At 71.2% G+C, this 18,571-nt stretch carries 17 protein-coding genes; 11 read left to right on the forward strand and 6 right to left on the reverse strand.

Features of this window, described 5'->3' with window-relative positions:
• Positions 1-112: 112 nt before the first annotated feature.
• The 11 genes from glmU (at position 113) to ACFOYY_RS36975 (ending at position 11,866) form a co-directional block, all read left to right on the forward strand.
• The gene (glmU, locus tag ACFOYY_RS36925) at positions 113-1,564 is read left to right on the forward strand and encodes a bifunctional UDP-N-acetylglucosamine diphosphorylase/glucosamine-1-phosphate N-acetyltransferase GlmU (protein WP_352013917.1); all 1,452 of its coding nucleotides are present in this window, start codon (positions 113-115) and stop codon (positions 1,562-1,564) included.
• Positions 1,565-1,640: 76 nt separating this feature from the next.
• Positions 1,641-2,633, forward strand: a complete 993-nt coding sequence (locus ACFOYY_RS36930) for a ribose-phosphate diphosphokinase (RefSeq protein WP_352013916.1) — start codon at positions 1,641-1,643, stop codon at positions 2,631-2,633.
• Positions 2,634-2,884: 251 nt separating this feature from the next.
• Entirely contained in the window at positions 2,885-3,496 is a 612-nt protein-coding gene (locus ACFOYY_RS36935) for a 50S ribosomal protein L25/general stress protein Ctc (protein WP_386195910.1), read from the forward strand.
• Positions 3,497-3,693: 197 nt separating this feature from the next.
• The gene (gene pth, locus ACFOYY_RS36940) at positions 3,694-4,299 is read left to right on the forward strand and encodes an aminoacyl-tRNA hydrolase (protein WP_362914002.1); all 606 of its coding nucleotides are present in this window, start codon (positions 3,694-3,696) and stop codon (positions 4,297-4,299) included.
• Between the two features lie 98 nt (positions 4,300-4,397).
• The gene (locus ACFOYY_RS36945) at positions 4,398-5,864 is read left to right on the forward strand and encodes a sugar transferase (protein WP_352013914.1); all 1,467 of its coding nucleotides are present in this window, start codon (positions 4,398-4,400) and stop codon (positions 5,862-5,864) included.
• The gene (locus tag ACFOYY_RS36950; RefSeq protein ID WP_352013913.1) at positions 5,864-6,631 is read left to right on the forward strand and encodes a 3'(2'),5'-bisphosphate nucleotidase CysQ; all 768 of its coding nucleotides are present in this window, start codon (positions 5,864-5,866) and stop codon (positions 6,629-6,631) included. The genes ACFOYY_RS36945 and ACFOYY_RS36950 overlap by 1 nt, the downstream gene beginning before the upstream one ends.
• Before the next feature lie 19 nt (positions 6,632-6,650).
• Positions 6,651-7,565: a sulfate adenylyltransferase subunit CysD gene (cysD, locus tag ACFOYY_RS36955; RefSeq protein ID WP_352013912.1), complete on the forward strand. Its 915-nt coding sequence runs from the start codon at positions 6,651-6,653 to the stop codon at positions 7,563-7,565.
• 115 nt (positions 7,566-7,680) lie between these two features.
• The gene (gene cysN, locus ACFOYY_RS36960) at positions 7,681-8,943 is read left to right on the forward strand and encodes a sulfate adenylyltransferase subunit CysN (RefSeq protein ID WP_352013911.1); all 1,263 of its coding nucleotides are present in this window, start codon (positions 7,681-7,683) and stop codon (positions 8,941-8,943) included.
• 204 nt (positions 8,944-9,147) lie between these two features.
• Positions 9,148-10,089: a sulfotransferase gene (locus ACFOYY_RS36965; RefSeq protein WP_386195913.1), complete on the forward strand. Its 942-nt coding sequence runs from the start codon at positions 9,148-9,150 to the stop codon at positions 10,087-10,089.
• Positions 10,086-11,009: a glycosyltransferase family 2 protein gene (locus ACFOYY_RS36970; protein WP_352013909.1), complete on the forward strand. Its 924-nt coding sequence runs from the start codon at positions 10,086-10,088 to the stop codon at positions 11,007-11,009. The genes ACFOYY_RS36965 and ACFOYY_RS36970 overlap by 4 nt, the downstream gene beginning before the upstream one ends.
• A complete protein-coding gene (locus ACFOYY_RS36975; protein WP_386195915.1) occupies positions 11,009-11,866 on the forward strand; it encodes a WecB/TagA/CpsF family glycosyltransferase in 858 nt (285 codons plus the stop codon). Before ACFOYY_RS36970 ends, ACFOYY_RS36975 begins: the two co-directional genes overlap by 1 nt.
• A gap of 7 nt (positions 11,867-11,873) precedes the next feature.
• Here the strand turns inward: ACFOYY_RS36975 and ACFOYY_RS36980 are convergent, their stop codons facing one another.
• Genes ACFOYY_RS36980 through ACFOYY_RS37005 form a run of 6 tightly spaced genes read right to left on the reverse strand, consistent with a single transcriptional unit; the run spans position 11,874 to position 18,420 of the window.
• Positions 11,874-12,788 (reverse strand): sulfotransferase, encoded by a 915-nt coding sequence (locus ACFOYY_RS36980; RefSeq protein ID WP_352013907.1) that lies wholly within the window; start codon positions 12,786-12,788, stop codon positions 11,874-11,876.
• A complete protein-coding gene (locus tag ACFOYY_RS36985; protein WP_386195916.1) occupies positions 12,785-14,101 on the reverse strand; it encodes a lipopolysaccharide biosynthesis protein in 1,317 nt (438 codons plus the stop codon). Before ACFOYY_RS36985 ends, ACFOYY_RS36980 begins: the two co-directional genes overlap by 4 nt.
• Positions 14,089-14,937 (reverse strand): sulfotransferase family protein, encoded by an 849-nt coding sequence (locus ACFOYY_RS36990; RefSeq protein ID WP_386195918.1) that lies wholly within the window; start codon positions 14,935-14,937, stop codon positions 14,089-14,091. Before ACFOYY_RS36990 ends, ACFOYY_RS36985 begins: the two co-directional genes overlap by 13 nt.
• A gap of 5 nt (positions 14,938-14,942) precedes the next feature.
• Positions 14,943-15,863 (reverse strand): hypothetical protein, encoded by a 921-nt coding sequence (locus ACFOYY_RS36995; protein ID WP_386195920.1) that lies wholly within the window; start codon positions 15,861-15,863, stop codon positions 14,943-14,945.
• Entirely contained in the window at positions 15,860-17,152 is a 1,293-nt protein-coding gene (locus ACFOYY_RS37000; RefSeq protein ID WP_352013903.1) for a hypothetical protein, read from the reverse strand. Before ACFOYY_RS37000 ends, ACFOYY_RS36995 begins: the two co-directional genes overlap by 4 nt.
• Positions 17,149-18,420, reverse strand: coding sequence for a YveK family protein (locus ACFOYY_RS37005; protein ID WP_352013902.1), 1,272 nt, complete (start codon positions 18,418-18,420; stop codon positions 17,149-17,151). The genes ACFOYY_RS37000 and ACFOYY_RS37005 overlap by 4 nt, the downstream gene beginning before the upstream one ends.
• Positions 18,421-18,571: the final 151 nt, after the last annotated feature.

The raw sequence follows: 18,571 nt of genomic DNA on the forward strand, positions 1-18,571 counted from the left end.
ACGGGAAGGTATCCTCGCGTTGTCGAGTGGGTGACGGGACGGTTCCCAGGCGGTAATCGCATCTCATCCCGCTTTGTCATGTCTCAGCTGCGACGCCGAGGGAGCCTCGTCCGTGAGTGTGCCGCGCCCGGCCGCCGTCATCGTCCTCGCCGCAGGCGAGGGCACCCGGATGAAATCGAAAACACCCAAGATCCTGCACGAGCTGTGCGGCCGCACCCTGGTCGACCACATGCTCGCAGCCGCCCGAGGCCTCGAACCCGGGCGGCTCATTGTTGTCATCGGTCATGAGAGAGACCGGGTCCGGGAACACCTGTCGAGAACCGGTCCCGACGCGCTGCCCGTGATCCAGGAGGACCAGCGGGGAACCGGCCACGCGGTCAGAGTCGTGCTCGAAACGGTCGGTGCGATCGAGGGAACCGTCCTGGTGACCTACGGCGACACCCCGCTGCTGCGCACCGAGACCCTCGCCGCCCTGCTGGAGCGGCACGAGGCCGACGGCAACGCCGTCACCGTCCTGACCGCCGAGGTCCCCGACCCGTACGGCTACGGCCGCATCGTGCGAGACACCACGGGGGCGGTCCTGCAGATCGTCGAGGAGAAGGACGCGACCGCGGAGCAGCGGGCGATCAGGGAGATGAACTCCGGCGTCTACGCCTTCGACGGGACCCTGCTCGCCGACGCGGTCAAGCGCGTCTCGACCACCAACGCCCAGGGCGAGGAGTACCTCACCGACGTGCTGTCCATCCTGAGGGAGGACGGCCACCGGGTCGGCGCGCACGTGGCCGCCGACCACGTCGAGGTCGAGGGCGTCAACGACCGGGTGCAGCTCGCCTTCGCCCGCAAGGTGCTCAACACCCGGCTGCTCGAAGCCCACATGCGCGCCGGGGTCACCGTGATCGACCCCGCCAGCACCTGGGTCGACGTCGAGGTGACCATGGAGCCCGACGTGGTCCTCCACCCCGGAACCCAGCTGCACGGCCGTACGGCGATCGCGGAGGGCGCGGAGGTCGGCCCGGCCACGACGCTGACCGACACGCTCGTCGGTGAGCGAGCGGTCGTGCGCAACGCGGTCTGCGTCGAGGCGGAGATCGGCCCCGAGGCCCTCGTCGGCCCCTACGCCTACCTGCGCCCCGGCACCGTGCTCGCCAGAAAGGCCAAGGCGGGCACCTACGTCGAGATGAAGAACGCGAAGGTGGGCGAGGGCGCGAAGGTGCCGCACCTGACCTACGCGGGAGACGCGGTCATCGGGGCGGGGGCCAACATCGGTGCCTCGACGATCTTCGTCAACTACGACGGGGTCGACAAGCACCAGACGACGGTCGGCGAGCACGCCTTCGTCGGGTGCGACACCATGCTCGTCGCGCCGGTGAACATCGGCGACGGCGCCTACACTGCCGCGGGCTCGGTCATCGCCGGCGACGTCCCTCCCGGGGCGATAGGGGTGGCCCGCGGGCGGCAGCGCAACATTGAAGGGTGGGTCGCGCGCAGGCGCGCGGGCACCAGGTCGGCGGAGGCGGCACTGCGGGCAGCCGAGGCCGAAAACCAGCAGGGGAGCAAGACGTGAGCGAGCGAAGCAAGCGGGCCATCAGGCGCGGCGGCGTCGCTAATGCAACGGCGGGCCGTCACGGCGGGAGGACGGCATGACCAGCGGTACGAGCAGCGGTATGAAGCAGACCGGCCAGAAGAACCTGATGTTCTTCTCCGGACGCGCCTACCCGGAACTGGCCGAGGAGGTGGCCAGCCACCTCGGTGTCAGGACGACGCCGACGGCCCTGCGGGACTTCGCCAACGGGGAGATCTACGCCCGGTACCTCGAGTCGGTCCGGGGATGCGACGCCTTCGTGATGCAGAGTCACACCGGGCCCATCAACAAGTGGATCATGGAGCAGCTGATCATGGTGGACGCGCTCAAGCGCGCCTCCGCCAAGCGGATCACCGTGATCATGCCGTTCTTCGGTTACGCCCGGCAGGACAAGAAGGGCAGGGGCCGCGAGCCCATCACCGCCCGCCTGATGGCCGACATGTTCAAGACGGCCGGGGCCGACCGGCTGATGTCGATCGACCTGCACACCTCCCAGATCCAGGGGTTCTTCGACGGCCCGGTCGACCACCTGTTCGCCATGCCCGTGCTGGTCAACTACCTCAGGGACAAGCTCGACCTGGAGACGACGACCATCGTCTCGCCCGACACGGGCCGGGTGCGCCTGTCCGAACGGTGGGCCGACACGCTCGGCACCCCCCTGGCCTTCATCCACAAGCGCCGCGACCTCGACGTGGCCAACCAGGTGACGGTCAACGAGGTCGTCGGCAAGGTGAGGGGCCGTACCTGTGTGCTGATCGACGACATGATCGACACCGCAGGGACGATCTGCAAGGCGGCCGACGCGCTCTACGAGCAGGGCGCGACCAACGTGCTCGTCGCCGCCACCCACGCGGTCTTCTCCGACCCGGCGGTCGACCGGCTGAAGAACTCCAGGGTCTCCGAGGTGATCGTCACCAACACGCTCCCGCTCGCCGAGGACAAGCGCTTCGACAAGCTCACCGTGCTGTCGATCGCCCCGCTGATCGCCCGCGCGATCACCGAGGTGTTCAGCGACGGCTCGGTGACCAGCCTCTTCGAGGGCGACAGCTGACCCTCCCCTGAGGTACGGCCCGGCGTCCCGGGCCGTACCTCCCCGCGGAACCCACTAAGCTGATGGGGTTCGCCGCGAGGATGCCGCAGATGTCCGAGACCGCACGACGGGCGAAGACATCGGCTCGAAAGGCATCCGAGCCGCCGGGCGCCGGCCCGGCAAAGAGACGCAGCGCTCGTAACGCCTTCCGCTAGGGCGGGTGAGGGAGAGCGCGTCCTTTTCCACCGACGAAGATCCCTAGGAGATCCACCGTGTCCGAGGTAGTCATCACCGCCGAGTCCCGCAACGACTTCGGCAAGGGCGCCGCCCGCAAGATCCGTCGCGAGCACAAGGTGCCCGTCGTCCTCTACGGTCACGGTACCGAGCCCCAGCACCTGTCCCTGCCGGGCCACGAGCTGCTGCTCGCGCTGCGCACCCCGAACGTCCTGATCCGCCTCCAGGGTGCGGTCTCCGAGCTGGCGCTGCCCAAGGGCGTCCAGCGTGACCCGCTCAAGGGCTTCCTTGAGCACGTGGACCTCCTGCTGGTCAAGCGCGGCGAGAAGGTCACCGTCGAAATCCCGGTCACCACGACCGGTGAGGTCGCCGACGGCATCCTCGACCAGCAGCTCGTCTCCGTCTCCGTCGAGGCCGAGGCCACGCACATCCCGACGGGTGTCGAGGTCGACGTCGAGGGCCTGGAGATCGGCGCCCAGGTCACCGCGGGCGACCTGAAGCTGCCCAAGGGCACGACGCTGGTCGCCGACCCCGAGACGCTGGTCCTGCACGTCACCGCCGCCCCGACCGCCGAGCCGGAGCCCGAGGCCGCCGAGGGTGAGGCCGCCGAGTCCGCCGAGGGCGAGCAGGCCGCCGAGGCCGCCGAGTAGGACACCGGGTAAGACCGGTACAACCGGGTCGCGCGCCGTACGGGCGCCGGCCCGGCCCGTTTCCCCGCTCCGCCGTACGGCGGCGGGGAAACCGAGCACGCCGGGGGTGCGCGGTCGTCGCGTCGTCCCCTGTCAGGGCAGTCCGGGACCGGGCTGCCCTGACGCGCGTGCGAGACCTGACGCGCATGCGAGAAGGGATGCCGACCGTGGACCGCTGGCTGGTCGTTGGTCTGGGGAACCCCGGTCCCGAGTACGCGGGGAACCGGCACAACGCGGGCTTCATGGTGCTCGACGAGCTCGCCGCGCGGGCCGGGGGGCGCTTCAAGGCCCACAGGTCACGGGCCGAGGTGCTTGAGGGGCGGGTCGCCGGCCTTTCCGCGGTGCTGGCCAAGCCGTTGTCGTTCATGAACCTCTCCGGTGGCCCGGTGAAGGCCCTGGCCGACTTCTACAAGGTCGAACCGGCCCGGGTGATCGTGGTCCACGACGAGCTGGACATCCCCTACGGAGCGCTCAGGGCCAAGCTCGGCGGCGGCGACAACGGCCACAACGGGCTGAAGTCGATCACCAAGTCCCTCGCGACGCGTGACTACCTGCGGGTCCGTTTCGGGATCGGCCGCCCGCCCGGCCGGATGGACGCCGCCTCCTTCGTCCTGCGTGACTTCGTGACCGCCGAGCGCAAGGACCTGCCGTTCCTGGTGGACAAGGCGGCGGACGTGGTCGAGTCGCTGATGAAGGCGGGGCTCGAACCCACTCAGAACGCCTTCCACGCGACCGACCTGAACATCTCGGGTCCGCCCCGGTGATCGACTTCTAGCCGTTCGTACGAACGGCGCGCGTTTCGGCCTTCGAACCTCGTACCTCCCGTTCCTGACGCTAACATTCGGTCACTGTCCGTTGGTGCATGGTTACGCAGGGGGAGTGCGTGCGTGACGTAATCGTCGACCGGGCGAGGCCGAGGACCGCATGGGCGGTCCGTCCGAGTCTGCCGGACTGGGTCCGTCGTTACCGGGTGCGAGCCGCGGTGGCCGATCTCGGCTCAGCCTCCCTGGCCGGGACGCTCGCGCTGTTCGTCCGGTTCGGCGAGGTCACCCCATATGTGACCCCGTACGTGTTGCTGAGCCTCACGCTTCCGGTCGTCTGGGTCTGCGCGATCAGGATCAACCGTGCCTACGAGCCTCGCCTGATCGGGCTGGGGGCCGAGGAGTTCCAGCGGATCTTCCAGTGCGGGTTCACCCTCACCGCGGCCCTCGCCATCGGCGCATACGTGACGAAGACCGACGTGGCCAGGGGATACGTCGTGCTCGCCCTGCCGCTGGCGACGCTGCTGACCATCCTCGCCAGGTACGGCCTGCGCCGTCGTCTGCACCGCAGGCGGGCCCAGGGGGCCTGCATGCGCCGGGTCGTCGCGGTCGGTCACCGCGCCGCGGTCGCCGACCTCGTCCGCCGCTTCCGCAGGGAGCGCTACCACGGCATGGAGGTCGTCGGGGTCTGCGTGCCGTACGACGGGATGGGGGACGTGGAGGGGGTCGCCGTGCTCGGCGGCCTGTCGGACGTCCCGATCGCCGTGCCGCAGGTGTCGGCCGACACGGTCGCGGTCCTGGCCTGTCCCGAGATGGACGGGGTGGCGCTGCGGCGTCTGGCCTGGCGCCTCGAACGCACCGAGACCGACCTGGTCGTCGCCCCGGCGCTCATGGAGGTCACCGGGCCGCGGATCACCATCCGCCCCGCCGCGGGCCTGCCGCTGCTGCACGTGGAGCACCCCGAGCTCACCGGCCCGCGGCAACTGGTCAAGAACCTCTTCGACCGGGTCGGCGCCGGGGTGCTGCTCGTCGTGCTGCTGCCGCTGTTCGCCGTGCTGCCGCTGGCCGTACGGGCCTCGGGGCCGGGGCCGGTGTTCTTCCGGCAGCGGCGGGTCGGCAGGGACGGCGCCGAGTTCACGATCTACAAGTTCCGCACCATGACCACCGACGCGGAGCGGCGCCGGATCACCCTGACCGGAGACGGCCAGGGCGTGCTCTTCAAGATCCGCAACGACCCGCGCATCACCCCGGTGGGCGCCCGGCTGCGGCGTCACTCCCTGGACGAGTTGCCGCAGCTTGTCAACGTGCTGCTCGGTCAGATGTCGCTGGTCGGCCCGAGACCCCCGCTGCCCGAGGAGGTCGCCCGGTACGGCGACGACGTCCGGCGGCGGCTGCTGGTAAAGCCGGGCATGACCGGCCTGTGGCAAGTCAGTGGGCGGTCTGACCTATCTTGGGAGGAATCTGTACGGTTGGACCTACGTTATGTGGAGAACTGGTCCCTCACGCTGGACCTGCAGATCCTGTGGAAGACCTGGTCGGCTGTCGCGCGAGGGGCTGGAGCATACTGATGACGATTCGCGACGACCACGTTCTCGCCGCGGACCTGGCGACTCAGGCGGGCGAACTGCTGCTCGCCCTGCGCGACAAGAGGGGCTTCGACGACCCGGCCGCGCTGCGCGCCGAGGGCGACTCCTCCGCGCACCGCCTGCTGATGGACGCCCTGGCGACCTCACGTCCAGGTGACAGTGTGCTATCCGAGGAGGCGACTCAGGACGAGCGCCTCGACCCCCGGCGCCTGACGGCGGAGCGGGTGTGGATCGTCGATCCGCTCGACGGAACCCGCGAGTTCGCCGAGGAGGGCCGCGACGACTGGGCGGTGCACGTGGCGCTGTGGGAGAACGGCGCACTGCGCGCGGGGGCGGTGGCGCTGCCCGCCGCCGGCACGACGCTGTCCACTCTGGAACCCCCCGTCCTCCCGCAGCTCACGGCCGGCACCAGGCCGAAGATCGCGGTCAGCAGGAGCAGGCCCCCCGAGTTCGTCGTCGAACTGGCCCGCCGTACGGGGGCCGACCTGGTGCCGATCGGGTCGGCGGGCGCCAAGATCTCCGCGGTCCTCACCGGGAGGGTCGAGGCCTACGTGCACGCGGGCGGCCAGTACGAGTGGGACTCCGCGGCCCCGGTCGCCGTCGCCCTCGCCTCGGGAGCCCACGCCAGCCGGATCGACGGCTCACCCCTGACCTACAACCAGGGCGACCCGTCGCTGCCGGATATCCTTGTTTCCCTACCGGGACTGGCGCCGACCTTGCTCGCCGGAATCCGGGATCTCCACCGATAATCCCCGCTAGGAGAGTCAGATGCTTCAGTGCGACTACACCACGTCGCAGCTCGATGTCCTTGAGGCAGAGGCCATTCACATCATGCGTGAGGTGGCGGCCGAGTTCGAGCGTCCCTGTCTGCTCTTCTCCGGTGGTAAAGACTCGATCGTCATGCTCCGTCTCGCGGAGAAGGCCTTCTGGCCGGCGCCGATCCCCTTCCCGCTGATGCACGTCGACACCGGGCACAACTTCCCCGAGGTCATCGAGTTCCGCGACCGCAGGGCCGCCGAGCTGGGCGCCCGCCTGGTCGTGGCGAGCGTGCAGGACTCCATCGACGCCGGGCGCGTCACCGAGCAGACGGGCCGCAGGGCCTCCCGCAACCGGCTGCAGACCACGACCCTGCTCGACGCGATCGAGGACAACGAGTACGACGCCGTGTTCGGCGGCGCCCGCCGCGACGAGGAGAAGGCACGCGCCAAGGAGCGGGTCTTCTCCTTCCGTGACGACTTCGGTCAGTGGGACCCGAAGAACCAGCGGCCCGAGCTGTGGAACCTCTACAACGGGCGAATCCGCAAGGGCGAGCACATCCGGGTGTTCCCGCTGTCCAACTGGACCGAGCTCGACGTCTGGGACTACATCCGGCGTGAGGGCATCGAGATCCCGTCGATCTACTACGCCCACCGGCGCAAGGTGTTCGAGCGCGACGGCATGCTGCTGTCCGACACCGAGTTCATCCCCCGCGACGAGGACGAGCCGCTCGTCGAGATGACGGTCCGCTACCGCACGGTCGGCGACGTGACCTGCACCGGCGCCGTCCAGTCGACCGCCACCACGGTCGAGGAGATCATCGAGGAGATCGCGGTGACCCGGCTCACCGAGCGCGGCGCGACCCGCGCCGACGACCGGGCCTCCGAGGCGGCGATGGAGGACCGCAAGCGGGAGGGGTACTTCTAGTGCGCGAGGTCCCGCCGCACCGGCCCGCTCCCTCCCGGGAGCGGCCCCGCCCCCTCGGCCCGCGCGCCGCGCGGCCTTCCCGTGCCAGCCGTACGATCTCTGGAGAGCAGCTCTGATGGACATTCTTCGCTTTGCCACCGCGGGAAGCGTCGACGACGGGAAGTCGACCCTCATCGGCCGCCTGCTCTTCGACTCGAAGGCGATCTTCGAGGACCAGCTTGAGGCCGTCGAGCGCACCTCCCGCGACCGCGGCACCGAGTACACCGACCTGTCGCTGCTCACCGACGGCCTGCGGGCCGAGCGGGAGCAGGGCATCACGATCGACGTGGCCTACCGCTACTTCGCCACGCCCAAGCGCAAGTTCATCATCGCCGACACCCCGGGCCACATCCAGTACACCCGGAACATGGTCACCGGCGCCTCGACCGCGGACCTGGCGATCATCCTGATCGACGCGCGCAAGGGCGTGGTCGAGCAGTCGCGGCGGCACGCCTTCCTGACCACGCTGCTGCGGGTGCCCCACCTGGTGCTCGCGGTCAACAAGATGGACCTGGTCGACTACTCCCAGGAGCGGTTCGAGGAGATCCGCGAGGAGTTCACCGCCTTCGCCGCCAAGCTGAACGCCCCGGACCTGACGTTCATCCCGATCTCGGCGCTGCACGGCGACAACGTGGTCTCCCGCTCGGAGAACATGCCCTGGTACAACGGCTCCTCGCTGCTGCACCACCTTGAGCACCTGCACATCGCCTCCGACCGCAACCTGGTGGACGTGCGCTTCCCCGTGCAGTACGTGATCAGGCCGCAGCGGGCGACCGACCCGGCCTTCCACGACTACCGGGGTTACGCGGGCCAGGTCGCGGGCGGCGTCCTCAAGCCGGGCGACGAGGTCATGCACCTGCCCTCCGGGCTGACCACGCGCATCGCCTCGATCGACACCTTCGACGGCCCCGTGGACGAGGCCTTCCCGCCGATGTCGGTGACCCTCCGCCTTGAGGACGACATCGACATCTCCCGGGGCGACATGATCTGCCGCCCGAACAACCAGCCGCAGGCCGCCCAGGAGCTTGAGGCGATGGTCTGCTGGATGACCGACGCCAGCAAGCTGGGCCCGCGCGCCAAGCTGACCATCAAGCAGACCACCCGTACGGCCCGCGCGCTGGTCCGCGACCTGCACTATCGGCTCGACGTCAACACCCTGCACCGCGACGAGTCGGCCGAGGCCCTCGGCCTGAACGAGATCGGACGGGTCTCGCTGCGCGTCACCCAGCCACTGTTCGTCGACGACTACGCCAGGAACCGCCTCACCGGCGGCTTCATCCTCGTGGACGAAACGACCAACAACACCGTCGGCGCCGGGATGATCGTCGAGGCCCGATAACGCCCTGCCTCCGGTCCCCTTCACCGCCCGCCGTACGCGGGTGGGGGAGGGGACCTTCGCGTTCACGCGGCCGAGCCGTCCCAGCGGGTCCCGAAGCCGCGCCGCGTGGGGGTCGGTAGATCGTTTGACCGTTCCCCAACCCGAATGTGACTCTCCGCGCTAGTCTCGGCACGTTCCGTATCCATCCGGTGAGGATTCGTGCCCGTGTCTGACAGTCCGTCTCCCGCCAGGGTCGTCTTCCTGGGTGGTCTCGGCCGCAGCGGCACCACACTGCTCGAACGGCTGCTCGGTGAGGTCCCCGGCATCGCGCCGCTCGGCGAGGTCGCCCACCTCTGGACGCGGGGCGTGCTCGCGAACGAGGACTGCGGGTGCGCGAGGCCGTTCGGCACCTGCCCCTTCTGGCGCGAGGTCGGCGCCCGCGCCTTCGGCGGCTGGTCGGAGGACCTCGCTGAAAGGGTCGTCACACTCGGCCTGCGGGTCGACCGCACCCGGCGCATCCCCGCCCTGGCCCGGCTCCTGGCCGACGGCCGGTCGTCGCGGAGGCCCGCCGCACTGGGCGAGTACGTCGCCGCCCATCGCCGTCTCTACGACGCGGCGAGTGAGGTCGCGGGCTGCCCGGTCGTCGTCGATTCGAGCAAGCACGCCTCCCTGGCCTTCTGCCTGGCCGCCTCCGGGGTCGACGTGCACGTCGTGCACGTCGTGCGCGACCCTCGGGCGGTCGCCCACTCCTGGCACAGGCGGGTCATCCGCCCGGAGAGCGGCTCCCCGATGACCCGCTGGTCGCCCGGCCGCACCTCGGTGCACTGGCTGGCGCAGAACCTCGGCATCGAACTGCTGGCCCGTGGCGGCGTGCCGGTCACCAGGGTCCGCTACGAGGACCTCGTCCGGGCCCCGGCGGAAACGCTCGGGCACCTGGCCGCCAGGATCGGCCTGCCCGTCGGCCTTGACTTCCTGACCGGTGAGAAGGCCCTGCTCTCCAGGGCGCACACGGTCGCGGGGAACCCGATGCGCTTCGCGGTCGGCCCCATCGGGCTGGTCCCCGACGATGCCTGGCGCACCGCGGCCCCCGTCCTGCACCGGAGCCTGGTCACCGCACTGACCTGGCCACTGATGATCAAGTACGGCTATCGCGGGAGGCTTGTGTGAGTCCGTCGGTGGGAGTGGTCATCCCCACGAGAGGTCACAGGCCGGAGCACCTGCGCGCCGCGACGCGCGCCGCCCTCGGCCAGGTGTGCTCCGGATCGGTCGAGGTGGTCGTCGTCGTCGACGGCACGGACACCGCCGGGGTCACCGACCAGCTGGCCGACTTCCTCGCCCGGGGGGCGGGAACGACCTCGCGGAGTGTCCGGGTCGTGGCCAACCGGCGTCTCCCCGGTCTTCCCGGGGCGCGAAACACGGGCATCGAGGCGCTCGACACCGACCTGGTCGCCTTCTGCGACGACGACGACGAGTGGGCACCGGGCAAACTCGCCGCCCAGATGGGCGCGCTCGCGGCGCGGCCCGGCGCGGAGTTCGCCAGCTGCGCCATCGAGATCGAGTACGGCTCCCGCAGTGTCCGGCGCCTGGCGGGAACCTCCTCCATCACCCGGGCCCACCTGTTGCGCTCGCGGATGGCGATGGTGCACTCCTCGACGTTCCTGTTCCGGCGTGGAGCGTTCCTGGTCGACGAGAGCGCGCCGAACGGTCAGAACGAAGACTGGGACCTGGCGCTGCGCGCCGCCGAGCGCCGTCCCATCGTGCATGTGGACCGTCCGCTGGTGCGAGTCCGCTGGGGCGCCTCGCAGTATGCGACCAGATGGGCGGACCGCATCGCCGGGCTTGAGTGGATGCTCGCCCGGCACCCGGATCTGGCCGTGGACCCGCGCGGCGCGGCACGGGTCTACGGTCAGATCGCCTTCCACAACGCGGCCCTCGGCAGGCGCAGGGAGGCCGGACGCTGGGCGTTGCGGGCGTTCACCGTACGGCGCGGCGAGCCACGCACGCCCATCGCGCTGGCCGTCGCGGCCGGTCTGGTCTCCGCCCACACGGTGCTGGGCGCGTTGCACCACCGCGGGCACGGCATCTGATGGCGACCGGTACGGCCAGGCAGACCCCGGGCCCGGCCCACGGCAGGCGGCGCCGGGACAAGAGCCAGGACGAGGGGAGGGACGAGGAGGCCCGTAAACGCCGCAGGGTGCGGGTCGCCGGTCTCGTCCTCGACCCGATGACCGAGGGCGAGGTCGTCGAGCATGTGGTCGCCTCGCTGAAACGCGGCGAGGGCGGCCACCTGGTGACCCCCAACGTGGACATCGGCTGGGCCGTCGCCCGCGACCCCGAGGCGCGCGAGCTGGTCGAGAAGGCCGATCTGGCGGTCGCCGACGGCATGCCGCTGGTGTGGGCGGCCGACCTGCTCGGCACACCCGTCCCCGGCAGGGTCACCGGCGCCGACCTGATCTGGTCCCTTTCGGACGCGGCGGCCTTCTACGGCTACCCGGTCTACCTGCTCGGCGGCCCGCAGGGCGCGGCCGCGCAGGCGGCGTCCCGGTTGCGCGGCCGCCATCCCCGGCTGCGCGTGGTGGGGGCCGACGCCCCGCCGCACGGGTTCGAGACGACCGAGGAGGGCTACGCGGAGGTCAAGGACGCCATGCTGGCCGCCGCGCCCCGGGTGGTGTTCGTCGGCCTGGGCTTCCCCAAGCAGGACCGGCTCATCGCGAGGCTCCGCCAGGACATGCCCGCGACCTGGTTCATCGGCTGCGGCGCGGCGATCTCGTTCGCGGCGGGTACGGCCCGCAGGGCGCCTGCGTGGATGCGGCGCTCCGGGCTCGAATGGCTCTTCCGGCTGGTCAACGAGCCCGGCAGGCTGGCCCGCCGCTATCTTCTGCACGACCTGCCGTTCGCGCTCAAGCTGCTCACGGTCTGTCTGCTGCGGCGTCTGTTCTCCTGAGGGAGGCTCACCCGCCGGAGGCCAGCTCCAGGACCCGGCGGGTCTCCTCGGGGTTCAGCCGGTTCGCGGCGTGGGCCAGGGCCAGCCGGGAGTCCATGGGACGGTAGGCCGTACGGGACAGGCCGTGCCACACGAAGCCGCCCGCCGGCCCCGTGGACGCCGTGCACGCCCTGAGGACCCTTTCGCGCGCGCGGGCCGACCAGGTCAGGCCCAGCCTGCCGTACAGGGCGCGGAAGCCCTCCTCGGGGGCGGCGGCGAGGTCCTCGTAGCGGACCAGGGTGATCCCCGGGTGCCCGGCCGCCAGGGTCGTGACGACCCGTCTGGCCGCCCGCCACAGCGCGACGGCCTTGGCGATGCGGTCCTGGCAGCCGACGAACGCGCGCAGCGCCTCCAGGTGGGGGTGGTCCCTGATGAGCAGCGGCTGTTCGAGCAGTTCGTGGAAGTAGACGGTCCAGCCGAGCCGTTGCCAGCTGCCCACGAACGGCACCGCGTCACGTTGCAGCACGACCACCTGGCAGCCGAGGCGCTCTGCGAACCACCCGGCGGAGAACAACGCGAACGGGTCGTCGAGCAGCGCCCGCCGCCCGGTCAGCCGCCCCAGTGTGAAGGCCGCGCCGTACCTGGCCATCCGTGCCAGGTCGTACGGCGAGCGGTTGCGCCGCAGCTCGGCCAGGAACCGGTAGCGCAGCGCGACCGTGTCGGTGAAGGCGGGCAGCCAGAGGTCCTCGTTGTCCGGGCAGATGTACTGGAAACGGTGGGTGACGTGGGCGTTCAGCACCCCGGGGCAGCGGCCGGGCGGGTGCTGGGGGTTGAGCGGCTCGTTGACGTAGACCAGGCCGCCGCCCGCCGCCAGCATCTTGCCCGTCCAGCTCGTGCCGCTCCTGGGCAGCCCCGTGACGAGCACGGGAACCCGGCCCGTCACCGGGGCCGCCAGGGCCGCAACGCCCCCAGACTGTGGGCGCCGAAGGGGCGCAGGCCGAGGCGGCGGTGGATCTGCCACAGCGGCAGCAGATTCTTGACCAGCGTGCCCGAGGCCCAGGCGAGGGCCGCGCCCGCCGCGCCGTACGCGGGGGTCAGGAACACCCCGCAGGCCGTGGTCACCGTGATCGCGGCGACCAGGTTGGCCAGACTGGAGCGGGTGTACCCGGCGGCGGTCAGCACCACGTCCACCATGCCGCAGGCCCCGGCGAGCATCATCGTCACGGCGAGGACCAGCGCCACGGCGGCACCCGAGGCGTACCCGTCGCCGAGGAGGCCGAGCAGCCACGGCGCGCACAGGGCGTACCCCAGCCAGAGCGGCCAGGTCAGCGCCACCAGCCACGTCGTCGCCGACTGGTACAGCGCGCGGGCGCGGCCCAGGTTCCCGGCGGTGAGCGCCTCGACCAGCCTGGGCTGCGCCGCCTGGGCCAGACCCCGGTTGACGAGCTGGCCGACCACCTTGAAACGGGTGGCGGCGGTGTAGACGGCGGCCTCCTCCGGCCCGGCGAGGACCGCGACGACCATGACGTCCAGCCGCTGGAACACCGCCTGGATCGCGGCGGCGGCCGACCTGGGCCAGGTGTGGCACCACAGCTCACGCGCGGCCTCCAGGGCGTACGGCCCGGCGTAGGGCGTGTGGGGCAGCCGTCCACGCAGCCAAAGCGCCGCCAGGCACAGCACCGGGACGTACGGCAACGCCCAGGCGGCCACCAAGACCGGAACCGTCCGCACTCCGGAGGCGACGGCGAGGGAGACGAGCACGAGTTGGGCGACGGGCTGGAGCAGGCCGTCGAGCAGCAGGGTCGGCAGCATCATCCCGAAGCCGCGTGTGGCGGAGACCAGGACGTCCGCGCACACGACGGCGGGCAGTGCGACCGCCAGCACCCGGAAAGCCGGGTCGGACAGGCAGGCGAACAGGACCGTCCCCACGGCCACCGAGAGCGCCGCGACCGGCGCCAGCGCCGCACGGACCTGCCCTCGCGCCCGGTCGTGACCGCAGGCGCCGGTCCCGGCGATGGCGTGGACGAGTCCGTTGCCCGCGTCGAGCCGCAGGACGCCCGCGACGGTCAGGCACAGCGCGGTCGCGGTGAAGAAGGCGCCCGCCGTCTGCCGGTCGGTGCCCCTGGTGACCAGCACGACCGTCAGGAACTGGGCGCCCGCTCCGACTCCGGCGCCGACGAGTCCCGCCAGGCCGTCCCTGGCCGCTCCTCCGACGCGCGGCAGCCTGGCCAGGCCCGCGGAGATCAGCGGCGCCACGAGGGGGACGCGCCGAGCCAGTGGGGCAGCTTGGCGTCCCACTCCTCGAAGTGGTCGGTGAGTTCACGGCGCAACGAATCGGGCATCGGACCGGGCCGGGGACGGGCGTTGTGCCGTTCGAAGACCGGATCGCCGATGTGCGGCAGCCCCAGGAACTCCAGCACCCGGTCGTAGACGATCTCGGGTTCGCCGAAGAACCGCCCGCTGTCGATCACGAGTATCCGGTCCCTGCCGATCAGCGGCTCGAACCGGGCGAGCTGCTCGGCGTAGCGGCCCCTGGCGAGGTAGGCGTGGTGACGGTGCGCGTGACTCGTCGAGTACGGCGCGGCGCACAGCCCGTCCGTGGCTCCGGCGAGCCGTTCCTCCTCAAGCTCGACCGCCCTGGCGAAGGAGGGCTCCGTCTCGAACCCCCTGGCCAGTTCGTGGGCGTGCGCGGAGAAGGCGCGCTCGACCGGGTCGCGCACCAGGACGATCAGCTTCACACCCGGCAGGTCACGGGCGATGCGGGAGGCGGCCAGCGGATGGAACAGGTAGTAGGGGGAGGACTCGAAGACATGGGGGCGGCAGCCGTACCGGCGGGTCAGCCTGGAGGTTCCTGCGTGCAGAGGGAAGTGCGCCCGGTACCACGACAGGCCACGGTCATAGGCCACGTCGAAGTAGTGCACCCCCTTGTGGAGGCCGGGCTTGAGGATCAGCGGGTGCTGGGAGAGCGCCCGGTAGAGCGAGGTGGTGCCCGTGCGCTGCGCCCCGGCGATCAGGAAGGAGGGCAGCACCCGTCCTGCGGCGGTGAACCGGCCTGCGGTCCGCGCGACGGCGTGCACGGAACGTTTCAGCATGGGCTTCACGACAGGAGCTCCTGGAAGTCGACGGTGGGGTTGAGCCAGCGCTCCGGCGGGCCGAGAGGAGCGTGGCCGTCGGCCGCGTGCCGGTCAGCCAGCGCGATCAGGTAGCGGATCACCGTCAGCTTGGCCTCGGCCGCGGAGAGCCCGAAGGGGGCCAGCGCAGGAAGGGCCTGGGCGAGGCAGGCCCTGGCGGTCGTCGCCGGGCCGTTGCGGCGCAGCAGGCGGTGGAAGAGGTGGTGGACGGCGTCGAAGCCGAACGGGACACCGGTGCCGAACCGTTCCCAGTCCCACACCAGCAGCCTGCCGTCCGCCGCGCGTGCGATGTTCCAGGGGGCGAAGTCGCCGTGCCAGGCGAAGCCCCGCCTGTGCGGGACGGGCAGGTGGCCGATCTCGGTGACGGCCTCGACGAGGAGACGGCCGAGCACGGGGGTCGCTCGGGCGTTCCGCCGTACGGGCAGGGGGGACAGCGCGAGCACGGACAGGCCGCGCCACGTCCCGTGGTGGAGCACGGTCGGGGCGACGACGGTCTTCAGGGGGATGTCGGCGAGCATGGCGAGCGTGCGCGCCTCGTGTGTGACGAGGTCACGGACCCGGGGCGTGTCGCCGATCTTCACGAAGGCGGCCAGCCCGTCCCGCGCGTGGGCTTCGAGGATCGGCTTGCGGTTGGCGCGCCTGGGGGGACGGACGTGCAGCACGACCCGGATCGGGGTGCCGAGCGCCTGGCTCAGGTAGGTCTCGATGGTGTCGTCCCCGGAGGGCACCAGCACCCTCCTTCCCGGGTGCCACCACGCGCGGGGCGCCAGCCTGCGGGGAAGCGTGCGGTGGGGGAGCAGGCTGTAGGGGCGGGGCTCGCCTTCCGAGGGGAACAGCAGGCCGACCGTCCTGGTGAGGTAGCGCAGCCGGACACGGGTGTCGTTCATGCGGCCCCACTCGTCATCGAGTTCCTCCAGAGCAGCGCGAAAGAGATCAGATACAGGCTGAGCGGTGTGACCAGCCCGTCGTAGACGAACATGTAGAGCAGGGTCAGGATCATCACCAGCACCCCGGCCAGGCCGACGGGACTCCGGTCGGGCCAGTGGCGGCGGATCGCCCCGACGAAGAACGCCACGTACAGCCCGGCCCCGACGAACCCCTGGGTGATCATCAGGTGCCAGAGCTGACCGTCGCTGCCCAGCGGTGGATGGCCGCACCCCTCGCACCAGTCGGTCCTGCCGGTGGTGATCGTGTTGTGGTTGCCCATGGCGTTCCTGGTGTTGCCGTAGCCGATGATCGGCGAGGTGCGTGCCGCGGCGACGGTCGCCGAGACGGTGAAGGCGCGGATGTCGTTGCTGTGCGGGTTGTCCAGCCGCTCGGCGACCAGGGTGCGCAACGGGCTCAGGAGCAGCAGCAGCGCCCCGGCGGCGATGGCCGAGCAGGCCATGATCCGGGTCCGCGCGCCCAGGCGCAGCAGCAGGTAGACGGCCGCGACCCCGAGGCCGATCCACAGGCCCCGGTTCAGGGAGTAGACGACCGGGACGGCGCACAGCGCGAGCAGCGGGGCCACGGCCAGGCGTCTGCGCGGCCCGCCGTACGTCCACCAGCCGACCACGAACCAGACCAGCAACACCGAGACGTTGCTTCCCCAGGCGTTGGCCCATTCGAAGGGGGCCTCGGGGCGGGGGGAGGCGTGGCCGAGGACCTTCTGCACCTGGGCCGTGGTCGGGTGGATCAGGTTGTGCACGTAGGGGTTGTCGGCGATCCAGTGGGGCAGCACCATCTCGACCGGTGAGGTGAGGTCGGCGCCGGGGACGAGAACCCCGAGCAGGCCGCCCACGACGGTCGTGACGAACAGCGCGCCGAGCATGCGCACCAGGGTGAGCTGGGGGAGCTCCCGCTGGGTCAGGTTGCCCAGGTAGAGGACCATGATCAGCAGGGAGACGTACAGGGCCAGGCGCATCAGGTAGCCGAGCACCCGCCCGAGACCGAAGTCGCCGTAGGTCCCCGGCGGCATCTCCCCCAGCATGAGCGCGCTGATGAGGTAACCGGCCAGCAGCATCAACCAGAGGCCGAACCCCCGGGGAACCCTGATCGGCCGTCGCCGCCACAGCACCGCCGCCATCGCCGGGGCCAGCACGACGATCGACAGGCCGCCGAAACCGAGCGCCCACCAGACGGGGTAGCCGACGAGCAGCGCGGCGATCGGCCAGGCCGCCCGGTCCAGGCCTCTCACGGGGGGAAGGCCGTCTCTGGCGGGGACAACGTCCTGATCGGCACGGTGGGCATCGAGGCCCCGGCGACCCACCTGCCCGGCTCGGGGACGCTCTCCGGGGCACGGCCGGCGGCGCGGGGCGTCGGGCGGCTCACCGGGAAGGAGGTGGGCCAGTCGCCGGGGGCCTCGTCACGGCGCGACGCGACGCTGCGCGTATGGCGCGGTGTGTCCTGCGGGGGTTGCGGCGGGATCTGCTGGGCGGGGCGCTCCACCGTTCGCTGCGGGGGAGGCGGGGGGGTGAGGAGGCCGCCGACCACCGGCATGCCCTGCCTTCCGAGTCGCCGTACGGCCCGCGCCATCCCGCGTGGGGAGATCCCGGCGACGCTGACCAGCAGCACCGCGCCCTCCTCGCCCGCCAGTCTCTCGATCTCCTCGGGGCGTGCCCGCAGGACGGCGCCGGGTCCCGTCCCTCCGGTCGCGGGCGCGTTCTGCCTGGCGGGGCGGTCGCGGAGCCAGGCGAGGCCGACCCCGGTCAGGAGTCCGGCCATCAGGCCGCTGCCGAGGTAGAGGGGCGGGCTTGGCTGGCTGGGGGCGGTCGGGGGGACGGCCTCGCTGATCACGGTGCCGGGGGTCACGGCCACCGTCCGCAGCGCGTCGTACTTCACGGTGAGGTTGTAGACCTGGCGGCCGAGGACGTTCTGCCGCTGCGCGGCCAGGGTCCGCTCCGCCGTACCTTTGGGCAGGCTGGGGAGCGAGGCGACCACGGCGGACAGGCTCGCGTTGACCTGCTTCAGCTTGGACTGGAGCGCCCCCAGCTGGGCGTCCATCGCCCGTGCCGCGGCCTCGCGCCGGTTGTCCAGGTAGGCCCTGGCGTAGGCGCCCGCTCCCGCCGCCGCGGCGGCCGGGTCGGAGGCGGTGTAGGAGATGTCCAGGACCGAGGTGTTCGGGGGCACGGAGACCTCCACCGGCCCCGGGGTGCCGCCGAGCGTGCGCCCGGCCTTTCTCGCGACCACGGCGGACTGGGCGACCTGGGCCTCGGTGTCGAGGTTGAGCGCCTCGCGCTGCCGGTTGGTGACCTGGTTCGTCTGCTCCTGCAGGCCCGTCGGGGTGACCAGCACCTGGGCCGAGGCGGTGTAGGAGGGGGGGATCACGCACAGCAGCACGGCACCCGCGCCCGCGCCACCGGCGAGCAGGAACAGGATGGTCGGCCAGCGGCGGCGGAGGAAGGACACGTAGTCCGTCAGGTCTCCGCCGGAGCGGCGGACCGAGGCGTCCGGCGGAGGGCTCATATGTTTCGAGTCCTTTTCGAGGGGGTTTGATATGAGGGTTCGATGATTTCGAACGCTAGGAACTATAGGTCCGCCTGTTGTTTTCTCGATCCGATACACAAGATTTTCGTGGCGGGCGCCGTCGCGGCCGAAAGAAAATAAACACCATTTA

The organism is Streptosporangium jomthongense (genome assembly GCF_042650425.1).
GTDB lineage: Bacteria > Actinomycetota > Actinomycetes > Streptosporangiales > Streptosporangiaceae > Streptosporangium.

Coding starts and splice junctions, on each gene's coding strand:
- ACFOYY_RS36990 (WP_386195918.1), bottom strand. CDS start 14,937: ATGCTGAAACGTTCCGTGCACGCCGTCGCGCGGACCGCAGGCCGGTTC.
- cysD (WP_352013912.1), top strand. CDS start 6,651: ATGCTTCAGTGCGACTACACCACGTCGCAGCTCGATGTCCTTGAGGCA.
- ACFOYY_RS36930 (WP_352013916.1), top strand. CDS start 1,641: ATGACCAGCGGTACGAGCAGCGGTATGAAGCAGACCGGCCAGAAGAAC.
- ACFOYY_RS36945 (WP_352013914.1), top strand. CDS start 4,398: ATGGTTACGCAGGGGGAGTGCGTGCGTGACGTAATCGTCGACCGGGCG.
- ACFOYY_RS37005 (WP_352013902.1), bottom strand. CDS start 18,420: ATGAGCCCTCCGCCGGACGCCTCGGTCCGCCGCTCCGGCGGAGACCTG.
- cysN (WP_352013911.1), top strand. CDS start 7,681: ATGGACATTCTTCGCTTTGCCACCGCGGGAAGCGTCGACGACGGGAAG.
- ACFOYY_RS36975 (WP_386195915.1), top strand. CDS start 11,009: ATGGCGACCGGTACGGCCAGGCAGACCCCGGGCCCGGCCCACGGCAGG.
- ACFOYY_RS36950 (WP_352013913.1), top strand. CDS start 5,864: ATGACGATTCGCGACGACCACGTTCTCGCCGCGGACCTGGCGACTCAG.
- pth (WP_362914002.1), top strand. CDS start 3,694: ATGCCGACCGTGGACCGCTGGCTGGTCGTTGGTCTGGGGAACCCCGGT.
- ACFOYY_RS36995 (WP_386195920.1), bottom strand. CDS start 15,863: ATGAACGACACCCGTGTCCGGCTGCGCTACCTCACCAGGACGGTCGGC.